Source organism: Stenotrophomonas sp. 05L413 (genome assembly GCF_056397945.1).
This window is the reverse complement of record NZ_JBFTOL010000001.1, coordinates 212,029-231,459: the sequence shown is the minus strand read 5'-3', so window position 1 is coordinate 231,459 and position 19,431 is coordinate 212,029. Positions and strand designations below refer to the sequence as shown.

The window sequence follows — 19,431 nt, the reverse complement described above, 5'->3', positions numbered from 1 at the left end:
GGGCGGGGAGGGCGGTCGGGTCAGAGACCGGCCCAGGCTTCCACTTCCTCGACGAAGTGGTGCAGGTCGAGGTAGCGGTTGTACAGCGGTGTCGGCGAGATGCGGATCACGTCGGGCTCGCGCCAGTCGCCGAGCACGCCCACGGTCTGCAGGTACTCGAACAGGCTGCGGCCGCGCTCGCGGCCACCGGCCACACGCAGCGAGAGCTGGCAGCCTCGGCGCTCCGGCTCGGAAGGCGTCAGCACCTCCAGCACACCGGACAGGCGCGCACGCACCAGCGCATCCAGCATCCCGGTCAGGCGCAGCGATTTGGTCCGCAGCGCATCGATGCCACCGGCTTTGTCGACGACATCAAGGGCAGCGCGCAGCGGGGCCAGACCCAGCACCGGCGGATTGCTGAGCTGCCAGCCTTCGGCACCGACCGCGGGCACGAACTGCGGCGCCATCTTGAAGCGGGTGGCTTCTTCATGGCCCCACCAGCCGGCGAAGCGCGGCAGCGTGGCATCGCGGTGATGGCGTTCGTGCACGAAGCAGCCGGCCACGGCGCCCGGGCCGGCGTTGAGGTACTTGTAATGGCACCACACGGCGAAATCCGGCGCGATATCGTGCAGCTGCAGCGGCACATTGCCGACCGAATGCGCCAGATCGAAACCGACGCGGGCGCCCTGCAGACGCGCCATGCGGGTGATGGCGTCCAGATCGAACACCTGGCCACTGCGGTACTGCACGCCGGGCCACAGCACCAGCGCCAGGCGCGGCCCGTGTTCGGTGATCGCGCGTTCGATCGCCTGCAGCGAGATCGTGCCGTTGGGCTCATCGGGCTGCACCTCGATCAGATCGGTATCGGGGTTGAAGCCATGGAAGCGGATCTGCGATTCCACTGCATGCCGATCCGTCGGGAAGGCGCCGGCCTCCATGAGGATGACGGGGCGCTCGGCGGTGGGCCGGTAGAAGCTGACCATCATCAGGTGCAGGTTGACGCTGAGGGTGTTCATCGCCACGACTTCGCTGGGCAGGGCGCCCACCACGCGAGCGAGCTGTTCGCTCACCAGGCGGTGGTAGTGCAGCCACTGGGTGTCGCCGGTGAAGTGGCCTTCGACGGCCAGCGAGGCCCATTTATCCATGACTTCCTGGACGGCGGCACGTGCGCCGCGCGGCTGCAGACCCAGCGAGTTGCCGACGAAGTAGGTCTGGTCCCGGTGGTTGTGCTGGGGGAAGACGAATTCGTTGCGCAGGGCGCGCAGCGGGTCGGCGGCGTCCAGGGCAACGGCATGGGTGCGGCTGAGGAGTTCGGACATGGTGCAACCGGCGGTGTCAGTGAGCCGACAGTTTATCCGGGTGGTGGGGGTGTGGGCTGAATCTGGCTTGCGGTGCTGTTTTGGCGTGGGCTGGTGGTTGGCGCTCTAGCTGGAGGCCGGAGCCAACGCCAACGCCAAAGCCAAAGCCAAAGCCAAAGCCAAAGCCAAAGCCAAAGCCAAAGCCAAAGCCAAAGCCAAAGCCAAAGCCAAAGCCAAAGCCAAAGCCAAAGCCAAAGCCAAAGCCAAAGCCAAAGCCAAAGCCAAAGCCAAAGCCAATGCGTACGGGGTGACGTTCCAGTGTACGGGCCGGTGTGGGTGGGTCTGCTGGACCCGCCGCAAGTACGTCCGTGTAGGCTCGTAGTGCGGCATCCATGCCGCACACGGTCCTGCAGACCCACCCACACCGACCCGCTGACAATTGGTCGGTGCGTACGGGAAAAGGCGGGCGCCTGCGCCTTGGACTGTTCACTGGTGCAGTTTGAGCGCGGAGGCCGGGTGAGCCAACAGCGGTGGACGATGCATCCACTTGCCGACGCTTGGCACTGTCCGCCGTGATCGGACACAACGGTATTGCTCGCTCACCCAATTTGCCGGTCTTCGCTCAACTTTCGGAGCTGGTCCAGACTTAATCGCAGTCGCAGTCGCAGTCGCAGTCGCAGTCGTTCATGCCTGCGCCGAGGTTGGCGGCGCTGGGACCAGCGCAGCTTGGTTTTGCTTGTGAGGCTGCGGCGCAGTATCAGCAGAAGCAGTCACGGCAGCAGAAGCAGCAGAGGCCGCGCTAGCTCCAGCGTTGCTCTTTTCCATGCGCACCGACGAAGTGTGGATGGGTCGGTGGGGGTGGGTTTCCGGGACCGTGTGCGGCATGGATGCCGCACTACGAGCCTACATGGACGTACTTGCGGCGGGTCCAGGAAACCCGCCCCCGCCGGCCCACTCCCAGTCCACTCAACGGCTGGCTTTCAAGCTTTCAAGCTTCCGAGCTTCCAAGCTTCCAAGCTTCCAAGCCATCACCCCTCAACAGCGACCTTCGCAGGCAACGGATCCACGTGTCCGCACGCATCGCACGTGCGCAACTCCAGCGAAGAGTGATAGCGATCGAACACCTTCGGCAGATCCGTCTCGATGTTCTCCAGTGCGAAAAACTCCTCGTACAACTTGTGATTGCACCGCTCGCAGAACCACATCAGCCCATCGCGCTCATGCGCCAGCCGCTTGCGCTCCACCACCAGGCCCACACCGCCCGGCGGGCGGCGCGGCGAATGTGGCACACCGCCCGGCAACAGGAAGATCTCGCCCGCGCGGATCGGAATGTCGCGCACCGCGCCATCCTCCTGCACCTTCAGCGTCATCTCCCCTTCAAGCTGATAGAACCACTCCGGGCCCTCGTCGTAATGGAAATCCGTGCGGCTGTTCGGGCCGCCGACCACCATCACGATGAAATCGCCGTTCTCGATCATCTTGTTGCCGACCGGCGGTTTCAACAGATGCCGGTGTTCTTCGATCCAGCCGAGCAGATTGATGGGCGAGGCAAGCATGGGCGATGTCCGTAAAAGGAAGAATCAGTCGCGCCGACCGTGGCGCGGCACGTAGGACAGCGCCTTCTCGTAGGCCGGCTGCAGGTCTTCCGGTGCGCCCACGTCGATGCCCATCTCGCGCACCCGGCCATCCTTCAGGCTGTATACCCAGCCGTGCACCATCAGCTTCTGGCCGCGTGCCCACGCGTCCTGCACGATCGTCGAGCGGCAGGCGTTGACCACCTGCTCGATCACGTTCAACTCGCACAGGCGCGCATGCTTCAGCGCAGGATCCTCGATCGCGTCCATGATGGCCGAGTGTTTCTGCGCCACATCGCCGACATGGCGCAGCCAGTTGTCGGCCAGGCCCACGCGCGTGTTGTTCAAGCTGGCGTGCACGCCGCCGCAGCCGTAATGGCCCACGATCAGGATGTGCTTCACCTTCAGCTGATCCACGGCGTACTGGATCACGCTCAGGCAGTTCAGATCCGTATGCACCACGACGTTGGCCACGTTGCGGTGCACGAAGACTTCGCCCGGTGCCATGCCGATGATCTGGTTGGCCGGCACGCGCGAATCGGAACAGCCGATCCACAGGTATTCCGGGTGCTGCTGCTTGGCCAGCTGGTGGAAGAACTCCGGGTCTTCTTTTTCGATCCGGTCCGCCCATTCGCGGTTGTTCTGCAGCAGCTTGTGGATGTCTTTCATCGTGCGGGGTCCCTGACGTCGGGTGGGGGCAAGGCGCGGCCAGGGTGGCCGCGTCGTCGCAGGAGTGGGGAAGGTCAGTCGGCGGCAGTGCCGCCCTCGCGGCGCCAGCGCATCCACTGCGCCAGCTCGCGTGATGCCGGGGCGTCCAGCGCCGACAGTGCATCGATCACGCTGGACTGGTTGGCCTCGGGGTGGTTCTGGCTGAGCTTGAGTTTGATCTGCACTTGGGCCGGGCGGAAGCGGAAACCGACGATGCCGGCGAGCATGCGCCGTTGGCGCGGCTCGATCGGCAGCAGGTCCCAGTGGCCGCCGACCTGTGCTTCATAGTGCGCGCTCAGGCCGTCCAGCATGGCGATCAATGTGTCCGGATCGGTGGTCGGTTCCAGCACCCCGCGCAGTTCCGCAGCGGCGTAGTTCCAGGTCGGGACGCGTGCCTGTGCTTCCTTGTCCGGGTACCACCCCGGCGATACATACGCATGCGGGCCGTGCACCAGCATCAACGCGGGGCCTGCATGGCCCGCCTGCGGGTTGGGCTTGGCCCAGTGGCCTTCGATCAGGACGCCGTCAGCATCGCGCCGGTACAGCACCGGCATCCGCGTGGCCTGCGGCAGGCCGTCGGCCCCGGTCGTGACGAGGGTGACGAACGCATCGCGCGCCAGCAGCCGGTCCAGCCAGATCAGGTCGGTCTCGACGAAGGCGGACGGGATGAACATCGTCGGTTACGCGCGGGCGCCCAGGCTCTGGACCATGCGGCCGTGCAATGCGTCATCGCTGTCGGCCTGTGGCGGCTGCACTTCATGCAGCGAGAAGCCGCGCACCAGGGCGTCTTCTTCATCCAGACCGTCGTAGGCGACGAACTCGGCGTCGAACAGCTGCGAGCGCGCGGTGTCTTCGCTGTCATAGCTCAGCGTGTTGCCGTCGCTGTCCAGCACTTCGGCGGTGCCGGCCGGGCGCACGCGCAGGCGGGCCCAGATCAGGGTGTTGCCCAGGCTGGCCAGGAACCACTCGTCGTGGTGGGAGGTGTCGTCGTTCATGTGATTACCATCGAAAGCAGCCAGAGCAGGGCAGCCATGCCCAGTCCAGCAAGCAGCGTAAGCAGGGAAAGCCAGGCCGGCGCGGCCAGGCCGGTCAGCGAGCGGTCGGTGCTCTGGCGATAGTCGCGGCCGAGCAGCCAGCGCAGCGCATCCGGGCGCAGAAATGCGCCCGTGCCGAAACGATCCGCCAGCGCCGGGTGGCGGTCGCGGATGTGGACCAGGGTCAGCGGCCAGAAGATCACGAAGGCACTGAACCCGGCGATCGCCACGCCGACGAAACACAGCGCGAAGAACAGGGTCATGGTTCAGTGCCTCCGTAGGTCGATCAGAATTCGGCGCTGCCCGGTGCGCGCGGGTAGGGGATCGCATCGCGGATGTTGCTCAGCCCGCAGACGTAGACCACCAGGCGCTCGAAGCCCAGGCCGAAGCCGGCGTGCGGCACCGAACCGTAGCGGCGGAAATCGCGGTACCAGCCGTAGTGCGCCGGATCCAGGCCGAACTGCGCCATGCGCGCATCCAGCACATCCAGGCGCTCTTCACGCTGGCTGCCGCCGATGATCTCGCCGATGCCCGGGGCCAGCACGTCCATCGCCGCAACGGTCTTGCCGTCGTCGTTCAGGCGCATGTAGAACGCCTTGATGTGCTCGGGGTAGTTGGTCACCACCACCGGGCGGCCGATGTGTTCTTCGGTCAGCCAGCGCTCGTGCTCGGTCTGCAGGTCCAGGCCCCATTCGACCGGGAAGTCGAACTTCTTGCCCGAGTTCTGCAGCAGCTTCACCGCTTCGGTGTAGTCGATCTGCTCGAACGGGGCGTTGATGAAGCCTTCCAGCTTGGTGATCGCGTTCTTGTCCACGCGCTCGGCCAGGAAGGCCAGGTCATCGCCACGCTCATCGAGCACCGCGCGGAACAGGTACTTCAGGAACTGCTCGGCCAGGCGCGCGTCTTCGGCCAGATCGGCGAAGGCGATTTCCGGCTCGATCATCCAGAACTCCGCCAGATGGCGGGTCGTGTTGGAGTTCTCGGCACGGAAGGTCGGGCCGAAGGTGTAGACCTTGCTCAGCGCCAGGCAGTAGGCCTCGACGTTCAGCTGGCCGGACACGGTCAGGAAGGTTTCCTTGCCGAAGAAATCGCGGCTGAAATCCACCTCGCCCTTTTCGTTGCGCGGCAGGTTGGCCATGTCCAGGGTCGAGACCCGGAACATCTGGCCGGCACCTTCGGCATCGGACGTGGTCACGATCGGGGTGCTGATCCAGTTGAAGCCGTTCTGGTGGAAGAAACGGTGCACGGCCTGGGCCAGGCAGTTGCGGATGCGGGTGACCGCACCGAACAGGTTCGTGCGCGGGCGCAGGTGCGCCACTTCCCGCAGGAACTCCGGGCTCATCGGCTTGGGCTGGATCGGGTAGGTCAGCGGGTCTTCGACCAGGCCCACGATCTCGATGTCGCTGGCCTGGATCTCGAAGGACTGGCCCTTGCCCTGGGATTTGACCAGGGTGCCGCGGGCGATCACCGAGCAGCCCGGGGTCAGGCTCTTGATGTCGTCGAAGTTGGCCAGGGTGTCATTGGCCACCACCTGGATGGGGGCGAAGCAGGAGCCATCGGTGACATTGACGAAGGCAAGCGCCGCAGAGCCGCGCACCGTGCGGACCCATCCGCGTACTGTTGCCTCGCCGCCTTCCGGGATCTTCCCGGCAAGCGCATGTTCAACGCTGACCACCGTCATGACTTGAATCCTCTGTTGATCGACTCGATCTCTGAACACGGAGTTTAACGGGTGCGGTGTTCGGCTTGCGAGGCATTTCTCGCGTCCCACGGGGCTGTGTGCCGTGTGAACCGCAGCTGCGGCCGCCGAGGCCGGGCCGCGCCATACCCTCTATAATGATCACGATCCGCTGGAGTTGCCTGTCATGGCCGTAAGCCTTACCCCTGTTGCCTTTGCCCGTGTGCAGAAGTTTGTCGAGCAGACCCCCGGTGCGCTGGGCCTGCGTTTCGGCGTGACCCGCACCGGCTGTTCCGGCTGGGGGCACATCACCGATCTGGCCCGCGATGAGCGCGAAGGCGACACCGTTTTCGAGCAGGACGGGGTCCGCATCTATGTGGATGCCACCAGCCTGGAGCTGGTGGACGGCACCGAGATCGACTTCGGCAAGCACGGGCTGAGCGAGACCTTCACGTTCAGGAACCCGAACGCGACCGCTGAATGCGGCTGCGGCGAGAGTTTTACGATCGAGGCCGACAAGGCCTGATTGCCCGCGCGCCGGGCCTGTTCCGCCCGCCCGGCTTGCCTGCAACCCCTTCTGCTGCCACAATGCGCGGCTTCCTGCCTGATTCCGGGCAGGACCCTTGCCCCACCGCGTTCACCTGCGGGGGGCTGTCCGGCCCTCAAAGGGCCACATCCGAAAGGTAAAAACACATGAGTCGTCATTACGAAGTCGTGTTCCTGGTCCATCCGGACCAGAGCGAACAGGTCCCGGCCATGATCGAGCGCTACAAGGCGCTGGTCGAGAACGGCAACGGCACCATCCATCGTCTGGAAGATTGGGGCCGTCGTCAGCTGGCTTACCCGATCCAGAACCTGGTGAAGGCCCACTACGTCATGCTCAACATCGAGTGCGACCAGGCCGTGCTGAGCGAGCTGGTGGAAAGCTTCCGCTTCAACGACGCCGTGCTGCGCAACCTCGTCATCAAGCGTGACGAAGCTGACACCGAGCAGTCGCTGATCATGAAGAGCAAGGACGAGAAGGGTGACAAGCCCGAGCGTGGCGAGCGTCGTCGTCGTGATGACGAAGAAGGTGAAACCACCCCCGCCGCCGCTGACACCGATGCCGGCGAAGACGCCGCTTCGGCCGCTTAAGGAGCACTGACATGTCCAAGTTCTTCCGTCGTCGCAAGTTCTGCAAGTTCACGGCCGAAGGTGTCAAGGAGATCGATTACAAGGATCTCAACACCCTGCGCCAGTACCTCACCGAGAACGGCAAGATCGTGCCGAGCCGCGTGACCGGTACCAAGTCGAAGTACCAGCGCCAGCTGGCAACGGCCGTCAAGCGCGCCCGTTTCCTGGCCCTGATCCCGTACACCGACAACCACGACGTCTGATGAAGGCTGGCGACTTCGAGTCGCCGCTTTCGCGGATCCGGCCGCCCGCGCTGTAAAGCGTCGGGCGGTTTAAGGATTCGCCGTTCGGATATTCGGACAGCCATCCGCTGCGGGGCCTGAGCCTCGCTAACGAATACATATTTGGAGCTACACCATGAAGCTGATTCTTCTTCAGAAGGTCACCAACCTCGGCGGTCTGGGCGATCTGGTCGACGTGAAGCCGGGCTACGGCCGCAACTTCCTCGTCCCGACCGGCAAGGCCGTTCCGGCCACCGCGACCAACGTGGCTGAGTTCGAAGCCAAGCGCGCTGATTACGAAGCCAAGGCCCAGTCGATCCACGCTGACGCCGAAGCCCGCAAGGCGAAGCTGGAAGGCAAGAGCGTCACGATCGCTGCGAACGCGTCGACCGAAGGCAAGTTGTACGGTTCGGTTGGCCCGCGCGATATCGCCGAAGCCTTCACCGCTGTCGGCCTGCCGCTGGAAAAGAGCGAAGTGATCCTGGGCGAAGGCGCGTTCCGCAACGTGGGCGAGTACGAGGTGACTGTTCACCTGCACGCCGACGTGGAAACCACCGTCAAGGTGGTTGTGGAAGCCGAAAAGGCCTGATCCCTGCCGAAAGGCGGGAGTCACTGAAACGGGCGCCCGCGAGGGTGCCCGTTTTTGTTTGTGGCAACGGCAACGGCAACGGCTGGGCGCCTTGATGACATCGGTGGGAGTGCGCCGGGTAGCCTGGGCCGGGACCCGCCGTAAACCCGTCCCTGGGGGCTCGAAATGCGCTATCCATGGCGCATTACGGTCCCGGCCCAGGCTACCCGGCACCCTCCAGCCAAATGTCCGGTCCGGGCGGTTGGAAGAGCTGGCGTCCGCCGGCTGTGGCGGGCGGTACCCAAGCCGGCATGTTGGTGGTCCAGCTCTCAGGTAGGTCCGCGCCATGCGTGGATGTTCTTGCTTCCCCGTCCCCCAGCCACGCATGGCGTGGCTCTCCCGCGCCGTTCCGACGCACAGACGATGGCGGCTCAGCTCGATTTGAGTCATTCCGCTCGGGTCAGGCCAGGCCAGGTCAATCCAAGGCTGCCATGCCTTGGCTCTCAGCCTGCACACCAGCCATGTGTCTACGGGATGGCGTGGGTGGGGTGGCGGGACCATAAGGCGCCATGGACGGGTTCACGGCGGGTCCCGCGACCCCACCCACGCCGTCCCGCCACGCACCAACCTGAAATGCCGCTTCTGCTCTGGCTCTGGCTACGGCTGCACGGCCACGGCCACGGCCACGGCCAACACCAGCCCCCGCAGCCCGCCGAACACCTGCCCCGTTATACTCAGGCTATCGCGTCGCCCCCGGGGCCATTGAAACCCTGCAACATCAATGGCTTGAAGGGTAAATCCGCTCCGTAATCCACCATGGTGGGGGTCGCTTCAGGCCTTCGCCCGGAAAACCATCACGCCATGCGTCTGTCCACGATCAAGCTGTCCGGATTCAAATCCTTCGTCGATCCGACCACGCTGCACCTGCCGACCAACATGACCGGCGTGGTGGGGCCCAATGGCTGTGGCAAATCGAACATCATCGACGCCGTGCGCTGGGTCATGGGCGAAAGCTCCGCCAGCCGCCTGCGCGGCGACTCGCTCACCGACGTCATCTTCTCCGGCTCCTCCGCCCGCAAGCCCGTCTCGCAGGCCACCGTCGAACTGATCTTCGACAACACCGACCACACCATCACCGGCGAGTACGCCTCGTTCAACGAGATCTCGGTGAAGCGTACCGTCAGCCGCGATGGCAGCAGCAACTACTACCTCAACGGCACCAAGTGCCGCCGCCGCGACATCACCGATCTGTTCCTCGGCACCGGCCTGGGGCCGCGCAGCTACTCGATCATCGAGCAGGGCATGATCAGCAAGATCATCGAGGCCCGGCCCGAAGACCTGCGTGTGTATCTGGAAGAAGCCGCCGGCATCTCCAAGTACAAGGAGCGCCGCAAGGAAACTGAAACCCGCATCCGGCATACCCGCGAAAACCTGGATCGCCTGGGCGACCTGCGCGAGGAAATCGGTAAGCAGCTCGAACACCTCAAGCGCCAGGCCCGCCAGGCCGAGCAGTACCAGGCGCTGCAGGAAGAGCGCAAGGTCAAGGATGCCGAGTGGAAGGCGCTGGAGTACCGCGGCCTGGATGGGCGCTTGGGCGGCCTGCGCGAAGCGCTGTCGCGCGAGGAAACGCGCCTGCAGCAGTTGATCGCCGAACAGCGTGACGCCGAAGCCCGCATTGAAACCAGCCGCCTGCGCCGCGAAGAAGCCTCCGATGCGCTCAACACCGCGCAGGCCGAGGTGTACCAGGTCGGCAGTACGCTGGCGCGCCTTGAGCAGCAGATCCAGCATCAGCGCGAGATGTCGCAGCGACTCAACAAGGCGCGCGATGAAGCCCAGCAGGCACTGGCCGATCTGGGCCAGCACATCAGTGGCGATGAGGCCAAGCTGATGGTGCTGCGCGAGGCGGTCGATGACGCCGAGCCGCGCCTGGAGCAGCTGCAGGAAGAGAACGAAATCAAGCAGGAAGCCCTGCGCGACGCCGAGGCCCGTCTGGCCGATTGGCAGCAGCGCTGGGAAGCCCATACCCGCAATACCTCGGAAGCCTCGCGCGCCGGTGAAGTTGAACGTACCCGCGTGGACTATCTGGACCGCCAGGTGCTGGAAGCCGACCGCCGCCGCGAGTCGCTGCAGGCCGAGCGCGCCGGGCTGGATCTGGACGCATTGGCCGAGGTGTTCGAGGAGCTGCACATCCAGCACGAGACCCAGAAGGCCTCGCTGGACACGCTCAACGAGCAGGTGGAAGAACGCAAACTTGTCGTGGCCGGGCTGCAGGATCGCCAGCGTACCGGCCAGACCGAGCTGGCCGAGATCCGCAAGCAGGCCCAGGCCGCACGCGGCCGCTTGTCCTCGCTGGAAACCCTGCAGCAGGCCGCGCTAGGCCAGGAGCAGGGCGCCGCGGTGGCATGGCTGAAGGCGCGTGGGCTGGATTCCGGCGCGCGCGTCGGTGAGCGCCTGACCGTGGAGAGTGGCTGGGAAAACGCCGTGGAAAGCGCGCTCGGCCAGCTGATCGAAGGTGTGTTGGTCGATGCACCGGAATCGCTGGTGGACGCACTGGGCGAACTCGGCGAAGGCCGCATCGCGCTGGTCTCTGCCGAGCAGGCCGCGCTGGACGTCGCGCCGACCTCCTTGGCCGCGAAAGTACAGGGCCCGACGGCGATCCGTCGCCTGCTGGCACGCCTGCATGCCGCCGAGGATCTCGAGGCCGCGCGTGCACTGCAGGCGACGCTGGGTGAGGGCGATTCGGTCATTACCCGCGGTGGCGAGCGCTTGGGCGAAGGTTGGGTGCGCGTGTCGCGCTCCGGCGCGGCCAAGCAGGGCGCGCTGCTGCGTGAGCGCGAGATCGTCACCCTGCGCGAGCAGATTGAAACCCTGCAGGACCGCGAAGCGGCCCTGGAACAGCAGTTGTCCGGTTTCCGTGACCAGTTGCTGGCGGGTGAGCAGCAGCGCGAAGACGCGCAGCGCCAGCTGTACCTGGCGCATCGCAGCGTGTCCGAACTCGGCGGTCAGCTGCAGAGCCAGCAGGGCAAAGTGGAGGCCGCACGCACCCGCATCGATCGCATCGAAGGCGAGCTGGTGCAACTGCTGGAAACGCTGGATGCCGGCCGCGAGCAGGTGCGCGAAGCGCGCGCGCGGCTGGACGATGCGGTCACCAGCATGGGCGATCTGGAATCGGTCCGCGCCGCGCTGGAGGGCGAGCGCCGCCAGCTCACCGATGCGCGCGATCAGGCGCGCGACCAGGCGCGCAACGTACGCGAGGCGGCGCACTCGCTGGCACTGACCCTGGAATCACAACGGGCGCAGATCGCCTCGCTGAGCCAGGCACTGGAGCGCATGAGCACGCAGCGCGGGCAGCTGGATACACGCTTGGGCGAACTGCACTCGCAGCTCGACGAAGGCGATTCGCCGGTCAAGACGCTCGAAGCCGAACACCAGAACGCGCTCGGCGAGCGCGTGCGTGCAGACCGCGTGCTCGGTGAGGCCCGTACGCTGCTGGATGGCATCGATGCCGAGCTGCGCACCTTCGAACAGACCCGCCATCAGCGCGACGAACAGGCGCTGGCGCAGCGCGAGCGGATTTCCCAGCGCAAGCTGGATCAGCAGGCGCTGGTGCTCAGCGCCGACCAGCTGTCGGCCTCGGTGGAGAAGGCCGGGTTCGTGCTGCAGGACGTGATCAACGGCCTGCCCGAGGATGCGCGCATCACCGACTGGGAGCAGACGGTCCATCAGATCGACGGCCGCATGCGCCGCCTGGAGCCGGTGAACCTGGCCGCCATCCAGGAATACGGCGAGGCCTCGCAGCGTTCGGAATATCTGGACGCCCAGAACACCGACCTCACCACCGCGCTGGAAACCCTGGAAGACGCGATCCGCAAGATCGACCGCGAGACCCGCGGCCGCTTCAAGGACACCTTCGACCGGGTCAACGCCGGCGTGCAGCAGCTGTATCCGCGCCTGTTCGGTGGTGGCCACGCGTATCTGGAATTGACAGGTGAAGACCTGCTCGACACCGGTGTTGCGATCATGGCGCGGCCGCCGGGCAAGCGGGTATCGAGCATCTCGCTGCTGTCCGGTGGCGAGAAGGCGATGACCGCGGTGGCGCTGGTGTTTGCGATTTTCCAGCTCAACCCGGCGCCGTTCTGCCTGCTGGACGAGGTGGACGCGCCACTGGACGAAGCCAACGTCGGCCGCCTGGCCAACATGGTCAAGGAAATGAGCGAGAAGGTTCAGTTCCTGTTTGTGAGCCACAACAAGGCCACGATGGAGGCAGCGCACCAGCTTTCCGGCGTGACCATGCGCGAACCGGGCGTCAGCCGACTGGTCAGTGTCGACCTGGAGGAAGCCGCACGATTGGCGGGCGCGGCGTGACGTGCCATCCTTAAGTACCTGAATGATTTAGCCGGAGAACCTCCCGAATGTCCGACATGGCACTGCTCCGCATCGGCATCCTGGCCGCCGGCCTGCTGTTGATCGCTGCGATCTTCCTGTTTGGCCGTCCGAAAAAGAAAATGCAGGGCCGCCGCGTCGAGGGTGCCGAAGGCACCAACGGCCAGCGCCGCGAGCCCGTACTGGGCGAGGGCGAGACCCCGGCCGACGGCGCTGCGCCCGTGGTGGGCGAAGACGGCGTGACCCAGCCCGAACTCGGCCTGCCCGAGGTGGATGCCGGTCCGGCCAGTGACCTTGGCAAGCGCACCACCCAGGATTTCGACAAGATCGTCTCGCTGTTCGTGGCCGCCCGTGCCGGTGAGCAGCTGCGTGGCGAAGACATCGTCGTCGCTGCGGAAAAGACCGGCCTGGTGTTCGGCCACATGAATGTCTTCCACCGTCTGGTCGAAGGCCACCCCGAGCGCGGCCCGATCTTCTCGATGGCCAGCATCATGAAGCCGGGCAGTTTCGACATGGCCAACATCCGCGAGATGGAAACGCCGGCGATCGCCTTCTTCCTGACCCTGCCGGCCCCGCTGACCGCGCTGGACGCCTGGGAAAAGATGCTGCCGACCGTACAGCGCATGGGCGAACTGCTCGATGGCGTGGTGCTCGATGACAGCCGCAACGCCCTGGGCCGCCAGCGCATCGCGCACATCCGCGACGAACTGCGTGCCTACGACCGCCAGCACCAGGCCCCGCCGCTGACCAAAGCACCGCGTTGGTGATGATGTAGAGCCGACCAACGGTCGGCGCTACATTTACCCGTTGCGGCTGACCACCGCCTCGAACGCCTCACGGAACCGGGCCATCTCAGCCTCGGTGCCGACCGTTACCCGCACCCGCTGCGGCCAGATCGGCCAGCTGCGGCCGATGACCACGCCGCGCTCGGCCATCGCCGCGGAAAATGCTGCGCCGTCGCGCTGCACATCGACCACGAAACAGTTCGCTTCGGAAGGCACGCAGGTAAAACCGCGCTTGCCCAGCCAGCTGATGGTCTCCTGCCGCACCACGGCATTCTCTGCGTTGCGCTGCGCAATCAACCCCGGATCGCGCAGGCTCGCCAGGCCGGCGGCCACCGCCGTGACCGGCAGCGGGTTGTCGCCCAGGCTGGCCAGTTCCTTCAGCCGATCCGGATGCGCAGCTGCCACACCCAGGCGCAGGCCGGCCATGCCGTAGAGCTTGGAGAAGGTGCGCAGCACGATCACGTCATCGCGCTGCATCACCTGGGCAATCACCGAGCGTTGTTCGCTGTATTGCAGGTAGGCCTCATCGACCAGCACCCGGGTCTGCGCAGGCTTGTTGGCCAGCAGCCAGGCGATGTCGGCCGCCGGGGTGATCGAGCCGGTGGGATTGTTGGGGTTGCACAGGTACAGCAAGCCGGCATTGACCGTCGCGGCAGCCGCCGCCATCGCATGCACGTCGTGTGCCCCGTCGGCGCGCAGCGGCACCTTGGCCACGGTGGCCCCACGCGCAGCCGCAAGATCGCCCAGCGCCTCGAAGGTGGGATCAGCGACCACCAGCCCCGCGCCAGGCGAGGTCCAGAGCACTGCCGCCCGGTTCAGTGGCTCGCTGGAGCCCGGATACAGCCGCACGTGATCCTTGCCGATGCCTTCCTGCTGGGCGAACAGGTCGCGCAGCTCGCCGGCCAGCGCAAACAGATACCGTCCGCTACCGGCGACGATGTCGCGTGCCGCGGCCTGCGCGGCGGGCGATGGCCCATACGAGCATTCGTTGAAGTTCAGCAGCACCGGTCCCGCACTGGCGGGGAGCGCGCGCGACGGCGCGGCCGATGCAGGCAGTACGCCCAGGCCGGACAACGCAAGGCCGGTGCCGGCCAACTGCAGGAACGAGCGACGGGAAGCGACGAGGGCAGGGGTCACGGGGCACCGGAAACAAGGGGTTTGGCGCACGCTAGCGCCACGGCGGATCGGCGGCAAGCGTTCTTCACTGCGCGCAGGAGCGGGGGGAGGGGTAAAATTGAATGCCCCACCAGGATCGCCTTCCGCATGACCCCCAGCCCCGCCGCACGTGCCGACGTCCTGCGCCGCCAGATCGAGGAGGCCGGCAAGGCCTACCACGAGCGCGACGAGCAGCTGATTCCCGACGTCGAATACGACCGGCTGGTGCGCGAGCTGGAAGCGATCGAGCAGGCGCACCCGGAACTGGCCGCGGCCGACTCGCCCACCCGGCAGGTCGGTGGCAAGGCCTCTTCGCGCTTTGCCGAGGTCCGCCATGCGGTGCCGATGCTGTCGCTGGGCAATGCCTTCAGCGATGAGGAAGTCCAGGATTTCGTGCGCCGCATCGGCGAGCGCCTGCGCCGCAGTACGCTGCATTTTTCAGCCGAACCCAAACTCGACGGCCTGGCGATCAGCCTGCGCTACGAGAATGGCCGCTTCGTCCAGGGCGCAACCCGGGGTGATGGCGCCACCGGTGAGGATGTCAGTGCCAATCTGCGCCAGATCAGTGTGATCCCGCAGACGCTCAAAGGCGAGGGCTGGCCTGGGGTGTTGGAAGTACGCGGCGAGGTCTACATGGCCCGCGCCGATTTCGAGGCCTACAACGCCGATGCCCGCCTGCATGACGGCAAGGTGCTGGCCAATCCGCGCAACGCCGCGGCCGGCTCGCTGCGCCAGCTGGATCCGAAGATGAGCGCCAAGCGCAAGCTCAGTTTCTACGCCTATGGCATCGGCCAGGTCGACGGCGGTGAACTGCCGCCCACCCACTCGGCCACGCTGGCCCAGCTGCGTGCATGGGGCTTCCCGGTCAGCGACCTGTGCCAGGTGGTGGAAGGTGCGGACGGGCTGCTGGCCTATTACCGTGACATTGGCGAGCGCCGCGATGGCCTGGCCTTCGATATCGACGGGGTGGTCTACAAGCTCGATGACCGCGCCGGCCAGGAACAGATGGGGTTCGTCGCGCGTGCCCCGCGCTGGGCGATCGCGCACAAGTTCCCGGCACAGGAGCAGACCACCACGGTGGAGGCGATCGAGATCCAGATCGGACGCACCGGCGCGGCGACCCCGGTGGCGCGCCTGGCACCGGTGGCCGTGGCCGGCGTGATCGTGTCCAACGCGACGCTGCACAACGCCGACCAGATCGCGCGTCTGGATGTCCGCGTGGGCGATACGGTGATCGTGCGCCGCGCCGGCGATGTGATCCCGGAAGTGGTCAGTGTGATCGCTGATCGCCGCCCCGCCGGTACCACGCCGTGGCAGATGCCCTCGCAGTGCCCGGTGTGCGGTTCGGAGATCGTCCGCGAAGAGGGCGAGGCCGCCTGGCGCTGCTCGGGTGAGTTGAGCTGCCCGGCGCAGCGCAAGGAAGCCATCGCGCACTTCGCCTCGCGCCGTGCGATGGATATCGACGGATTGGGCGGCAAGTACATCGAGACGCTGGTCGATGCCGGCATCGTGCGCGGCGTGTCGGATCTGTACCGTCTGCAGCGCGATCAACTGCTGCAGCTCAAACTGGTGCTGGATGCCGAATCGCCCGAGGCACTGGCCAGCCAGATCGGCCTGCATCTGCCGCCGGAAGGCAGCGGCGACTATCTGCGCGGGCTGCTCAAGCTGGATGGCAGCGATGCGGGATGGCGCGCGCAGGCGCTGGCGATGCCGGCCACGTTCACCTGGAACACGAAGAAGATCGCCACTAAGTGGGCCGACAATCTGATCGCCGCCATCGACGCCAGCCGTACCACCACGCTGGAGCGCCTGTTGTTCGCGCTGGGCATCGAGCATGTCGGTGAAAGCACCGCCAAGGCCCTGGCGACCTGGTTCGGCGATCTGCAGCTGATCCGCCACCTGCCGTGGCCGCTGTTCAAGCGCGTGCCCGATATCGGCGGTGAAGTCGCGCGCTCGCTCGGCCACTTCTTCGAGCAGGCCGGCAACCAGGAGGCGATCGATGCCCTGCTGCAGGTCGGTCAGGTGCGCATCAGCGATGTGCACCCGCCGATCGCCAAGCTGCGCGAGGGTCTGGATTTCGCGCAGTTGTTGGTCGAGGCGGAGATTCCGGGCATCACCCGCCTGCGCGCCGAGAAGCTGGTCGCCGTGCTGCCGGACGCTGCCTCGCTGCTGGATGCCGAGCCGGTGCGCTTCGTGGCCGCCGGCCTGCCCAACGAGGTGGCCATGGGCCTGGCCCACTGGCTGGACAGCGAGGGCCACGGCCCGATGCTGCTCAAGGCCGAGGAGTACCGCCAGAGGCTGCTGGCGCTGGCGCCGGAACAGGCCGAGCAGGCAGCAGGTCCGCTGGAGGGCCAGACCGCCGTGCTGACCGGGACGTTGTCGCAGATGAATCGCGATGAGGCCAAGGCGCGCCTGGAAGCGTTGGGCGCCAAGGTGGCCGGCAGTGTGTCCAAGAAGACCTCGTTCGTGGTGGCGGGCGCCGAGGCCGGCTCCAAGCTGACCAAGGCGCAGGAGCTGGGCGTGCCGGTCTGGGACGAAGACCAGCTGGTCGCTTTCCTCGCGCAGCATTGAACAAGAGAGATCGCATGCAGACCATTCCCCTTGATTTCCGCCTGGCCACCGTGGCTGACACCGCGCTGTTGATCGGGCTGATGCGTGATTTCTACGCCGAAGATAAACTCGATTTCGACGACACCCGGGTGCGCAATGCCTTGGCCGCACTGCTGGAAGATCCGCGCAATGGCGAAGTGTTGTTGTGGCTGGACGAGGCGGGCGCTGTGGTGGGTTATGGGGCGCTGGCGATGGGCTTCAGCCTGGAGCAGGGCGGTCATTTCGCGCTGCTGGACGAGCTCTACCTGGCCCATGCCGCGCGCGGCCGAGGGCGCGGCAAGCAGGCGCTGGCGATTCTGGAGCAGCGTGCCAATGCGCGGGGCGTGGAACGCATGCGCCTGGAAGTAAACCACCACAACGAACTGGCGCGCCGGTTGTACCTGGCCACCGGCTATGTGGATGACACCCGCGATCTGCTCACCCTGCCGTTGGCCCAGCGCCTGAAGGACGCGCGCGCATGATCGCCGCGCTGCGCCAGCGTGCCGCGCTCAACGCGCTGATCCGCAGCTTCTTCGCCGCGCGCGATGTGCTGGAGGTGGAAACGCCGATCCTCTCCGCCGCCGGCAATACCGAGCCGAACATCGACAGCTTCCACACCCGCTTCAGCGGGCACGTGGATGCAGGCACGCCGCAACGCTGGCTACGCACCTCGCCGGAGTTTCCGCTCAAGCGGCTGCTCGCCGCCGGGGTGGGGGACTGTTACGAACTCGGCCGCGTGTTCCGTAATGGCGAGGCCGGTGGCCGCCACAACCCCGAGTTCACCATGCTGGAGTGGTATCGGGTCGGCTGGGATCACCGCCGCTTGATGGGCGAGACCGCCGAGCTGGTGCGCGCCGCGCTGCAGCTGGTCCAGCGCGAGGCCACGTTGGAGGTGATCGATTACCGCGGCCTCTACCAGCGGCACATCGGGCTGGACCCGTTCGAGGCCAGCCTGGAACAGCTGCAGGCGCCGCTGGCCGAGGTCCGCATCGATGCCGATGGGCTCACCCGCGACGACTGGCTCGATCTGCTGATGACCCACTGCATCCAGCCGCACTTCCGTGACGACACCATGACGGTCGTGCATGACTGGCCCGCGACCCAGGCGGCACTGGCCCGGATCCGTCCCGGTACACCGCCCCTGGCCGAGCGTTTCGAGCTGTACCTGGGCAGTGTCGAACTGGCCAATGGTTATCACGAGCTGAACGACGCGGTTGAGCAACGCGCGCGTTTCGAGCGCGACCATGCGATACGCACCGCACGTGGCGACGTGCTGCCGCCGCTGGATGAACACCTGCTCGCAGCGCTGCCGGACCTGCCCGATTGCGCGGGTGTCGCGGTCGGTGTGGACCGCTTGTTGATGGCGATGAACGGCACCGGCCGGATCGCCGATGTGCTGGCTCTGGATTTCGCCCACGCCTGAGGCGTTTTGACGCATTCGCGTCTTGCGCGGCCTGCATGATGATGCTCTGATCACACCGGATGTCCGAAGGTGGTCAGGTGATCGTTCAGGCGTGGCAGGGATCGAGTTGATGAAGCTGTTGGTAGGCGCGGGCATGCCCTTGTGGCCGGTGTTGCTGTGGACTGCGCTGATGCCGGAGACGGCCCTCGCGCAGGCGGGCGGCTATGCCGGCGAAGTGGTGCGCTGCGAATCGCGCGATATGGGATGGGTGCACTGCGATATTCCCACTGAGCGCGGCGTGGATCTGATCCGCCAGCTGTCCGACAACAGTTGTGTGCGTGGTTCGGAGTGGGGCACCGATCGCTCCGGCGTCTGGGTCACCCTGGGCTGTCGCGCCGAGTTCCGCGCGCGCACGGCCGTTGCCGCCACCCGCGCCGATGGAGAGCGTCGCACGCGCCGCGTCGTGCGCTGTGAATCCAATGGCCGCCCGCAGAGCTGTCCGGTGGTGTTGCAGGGTGCGCCGGTGCGCCTGCTTCGCCAGCTCACCTCGCTGCCGTGTCGCGAAGGTCACAGCTGGGGCTACCGCCGCAACGAGATCTGGGTGACCCGCGGTTGCCAGGGCGAGTTCGAGGTCGGTGCCGCCGATGGCAGCGGCTTCCTCAACGTGCCACGCATTCTCGTCTGCGAATCCAAATCCCGTCAGCGCCGCTTCTGTGGCGCCGGGATCACCCACGGTGCCACGCTCAACAAGCAGCTCTCCGGCACGCCCTGCGAGCAGGGCAGCAGTTGGGGCTGGGACAGCCGCGGGGTGTGGGTGGACAAGGGCTGCCGCGCCGAGTTCGCGGTCAACTGAGCACGCGATTCCGCCCGCATCGGCGCGCCGC

19 protein-coding genes are annotated in these 19,431 nt (G+C 66.2%); 10 read left to right on the top strand and 9 right to left on the bottom strand.

Going from position 1 to position 19,431, the window contains the following annotated elements; genetic code table 11:
• Nucleotides 1-20 precede the first annotated feature (20 nt).
• The 8 genes from kynU to asnS all read right to left on the bottom strand — a co-directional run bounded on the left by kynU (nucleotide 21) and on the right by asnS (nucleotide 6,274).
• Nucleotides 21-1,298: a kynureninase gene (gene kynU, locus AC1DIQ_RS01065; protein ID WP_282264055.1), complete on the bottom strand. Its 1,278-nt coding sequence runs from the start codon at nucleotides 1,296-1,298 to the stop codon at nucleotides 21-23.
• A 16-nt stretch (nucleotides 1,299-1,314) separates the two neighbouring features.
• On the bottom strand, nucleotides 1,315-1,671 hold the full coding sequence (locus tag AC1DIQ_RS01060) for a hypothetical protein (protein WP_478049300.1): 357 nt from the start codon (nucleotides 1,669-1,671) through the stop codon (nucleotides 1,315-1,317).
• A 634-nt stretch (nucleotides 1,672-2,305) separates the two neighbouring features.
• The gene (locus tag AC1DIQ_RS01055; RefSeq protein ID WP_121037860.1) at nucleotides 2,306-2,833 is read right to left on the bottom strand and encodes a 3-hydroxyanthranilate 3,4-dioxygenase; all 528 of its coding nucleotides are present in this window, start codon (nucleotides 2,831-2,833) and stop codon (nucleotides 2,306-2,308) included.
• 24 nt (nucleotides 2,834-2,857) lie between these two features.
• Entirely contained in the window at nucleotides 2,858-3,520 is a 663-nt protein-coding gene (gene can / locus AC1DIQ_RS01050; RefSeq protein ID WP_121037857.1) for a carbonate dehydratase, read from the bottom strand.
• 74 nt (nucleotides 3,521-3,594) lie between these two features.
• Nucleotides 3,595-4,233 (bottom strand): FMN-binding negative transcriptional regulator, encoded by a 639-nt coding sequence (locus AC1DIQ_RS01045; protein WP_478049299.1) that lies wholly within the window; start codon nucleotides 4,231-4,233, stop codon nucleotides 3,595-3,597.
• Between the two features lie 6 nt (nucleotides 4,234-4,239).
• A complete protein-coding gene (locus tag AC1DIQ_RS01040; protein ID WP_121037851.1) occupies nucleotides 4,240-4,554 on the bottom strand; it encodes a hypothetical protein in 315 nt (104 codons plus the stop codon).
• Nucleotides 4,551-4,856: a hypothetical protein gene (locus AC1DIQ_RS01035; RefSeq protein WP_102787980.1), complete on the bottom strand. Its 306-nt coding sequence runs from the start codon at nucleotides 4,854-4,856 to the stop codon at nucleotides 4,551-4,553. Before AC1DIQ_RS01035 ends, AC1DIQ_RS01040 begins: the two co-directional genes overlap by 4 nt.
• A 23-nt stretch (nucleotides 4,857-4,879) precedes the next feature.
• Nucleotides 4,880-6,274: an asparagine--tRNA ligase gene (gene asnS / locus AC1DIQ_RS01030; RefSeq protein WP_019184350.1), complete on the bottom strand. Its 1,395-nt coding sequence runs from the start codon at nucleotides 6,272-6,274 to the stop codon at nucleotides 4,880-4,882.
• Between the two features lie 184 nt (nucleotides 6,275-6,458).
• Between asnS and AC1DIQ_RS01025 the strand changes: the two genes are divergently transcribed.
• The 6 genes from AC1DIQ_RS01025 (at nucleotide 6,459) to zipA (ending at nucleotide 13,383) form a co-directional block, all read left to right on the top strand.
• Nucleotides 6,459-6,797 (top strand): HesB/IscA family protein, encoded by a 339-nt coding sequence (locus AC1DIQ_RS01025; protein WP_478049298.1) that lies wholly within the window; start codon nucleotides 6,459-6,461, stop codon nucleotides 6,795-6,797.
• 167 nt (nucleotides 6,798-6,964) lie between these two features.
• Nucleotides 6,965-7,405 (top strand): 30S ribosomal protein S6, encoded by a 441-nt coding sequence (rpsF, locus tag AC1DIQ_RS01020; RefSeq protein WP_019184348.1) that lies wholly within the window; start codon nucleotides 6,965-6,967, stop codon nucleotides 7,403-7,405.
• 11 nt (nucleotides 7,406-7,416) lie between these two features.
• On the top strand, nucleotides 7,417-7,647 hold the full coding sequence (gene rpsR, locus AC1DIQ_RS01015; RefSeq protein WP_002804494.1) for a 30S ribosomal protein S18: 231 nt from the start codon (nucleotides 7,417-7,419) through the stop codon (nucleotides 7,645-7,647).
• Nucleotides 7,648-7,801: 154 nt separating this feature from the next.
• Nucleotides 7,802-8,254 carry a 50S ribosomal protein L9 gene (rplI, locus tag AC1DIQ_RS01010; protein ID WP_121037848.1) on the top strand — a complete coding sequence of 151 codons (453 nt, stop codon included), beginning with the start codon at nucleotides 7,802-7,804 and terminating at the stop codon, nucleotides 8,252-8,254.
• A gap of 840 nt (nucleotides 8,255-9,094) precedes the next feature.
• On the top strand, nucleotides 9,095-12,598 hold the full coding sequence (gene smc / locus AC1DIQ_RS01005; RefSeq protein ID WP_478049297.1) for a chromosome segregation protein SMC: 3,504 nt from the start codon (nucleotides 9,095-9,097) through the stop codon (nucleotides 12,596-12,598).
• A 47-nt stretch (nucleotides 12,599-12,645) separates the two neighbouring features.
• Nucleotides 12,646-13,383 (top strand): cell division protein ZipA, encoded by a 738-nt coding sequence (gene zipA / locus AC1DIQ_RS01000; protein ID WP_478049296.1) that lies wholly within the window; start codon nucleotides 12,646-12,648, stop codon nucleotides 13,381-13,383.
• A gap of 33 nt (nucleotides 13,384-13,416) precedes the next feature.
• Here the strand turns inward: zipA and AC1DIQ_RS00995 are convergent, their stop codons facing one another.
• Entirely contained in the window at nucleotides 13,417-14,538 is a 1,122-nt protein-coding gene (locus AC1DIQ_RS00995) for a pyridoxal phosphate-dependent aminotransferase (protein WP_478049295.1), read from the bottom strand.
• Between the two features lie 126 nt (nucleotides 14,539-14,664).
• Between AC1DIQ_RS00995 and ligA the strand changes: the two genes are divergently transcribed.
• The 4 genes from ligA to AC1DIQ_RS00975 all read left to right on the top strand — a co-directional run bounded on the left by ligA (nucleotide 14,665) and on the right by AC1DIQ_RS00975 (nucleotide 19,400).
• Nucleotides 14,665-17,127 carry an NAD-dependent DNA ligase LigA gene (gene ligA, locus AC1DIQ_RS00990; protein WP_478049294.1) on the top strand — a complete coding sequence of 821 codons (2,463 nt, stop codon included), beginning with the start codon at nucleotides 14,665-14,667 and terminating at the stop codon, nucleotides 17,125-17,127.
• A 14-nt stretch (nucleotides 17,128-17,141) separates the two neighbouring features.
• Entirely contained in the window at nucleotides 17,142-17,627 is a 486-nt protein-coding gene (locus AC1DIQ_RS00985) for a GNAT family N-acetyltransferase (RefSeq protein WP_121037835.1), read from the top strand.
• Nucleotides 17,624-18,568 carry an EF-P lysine aminoacylase EpmA gene (epmA, locus tag AC1DIQ_RS00980; RefSeq protein WP_478049293.1) on the top strand — a complete coding sequence of 315 codons (945 nt, stop codon included), beginning with the start codon at nucleotides 17,624-17,626 and terminating at the stop codon, nucleotides 18,566-18,568. The genes AC1DIQ_RS00985 and epmA overlap by 4 nt, the downstream gene beginning before the upstream one ends.
• Before the next feature lie 109 nt (nucleotides 18,569-18,677).
• Nucleotides 18,678-19,400: a DUF3011 domain-containing protein gene (locus AC1DIQ_RS00975; protein ID WP_121037829.1), complete on the top strand. Its 723-nt coding sequence runs from the start codon at nucleotides 18,678-18,680 to the stop codon at nucleotides 19,398-19,400.
• Nucleotides 19,401-19,431: the final 31 nt, after the last annotated feature.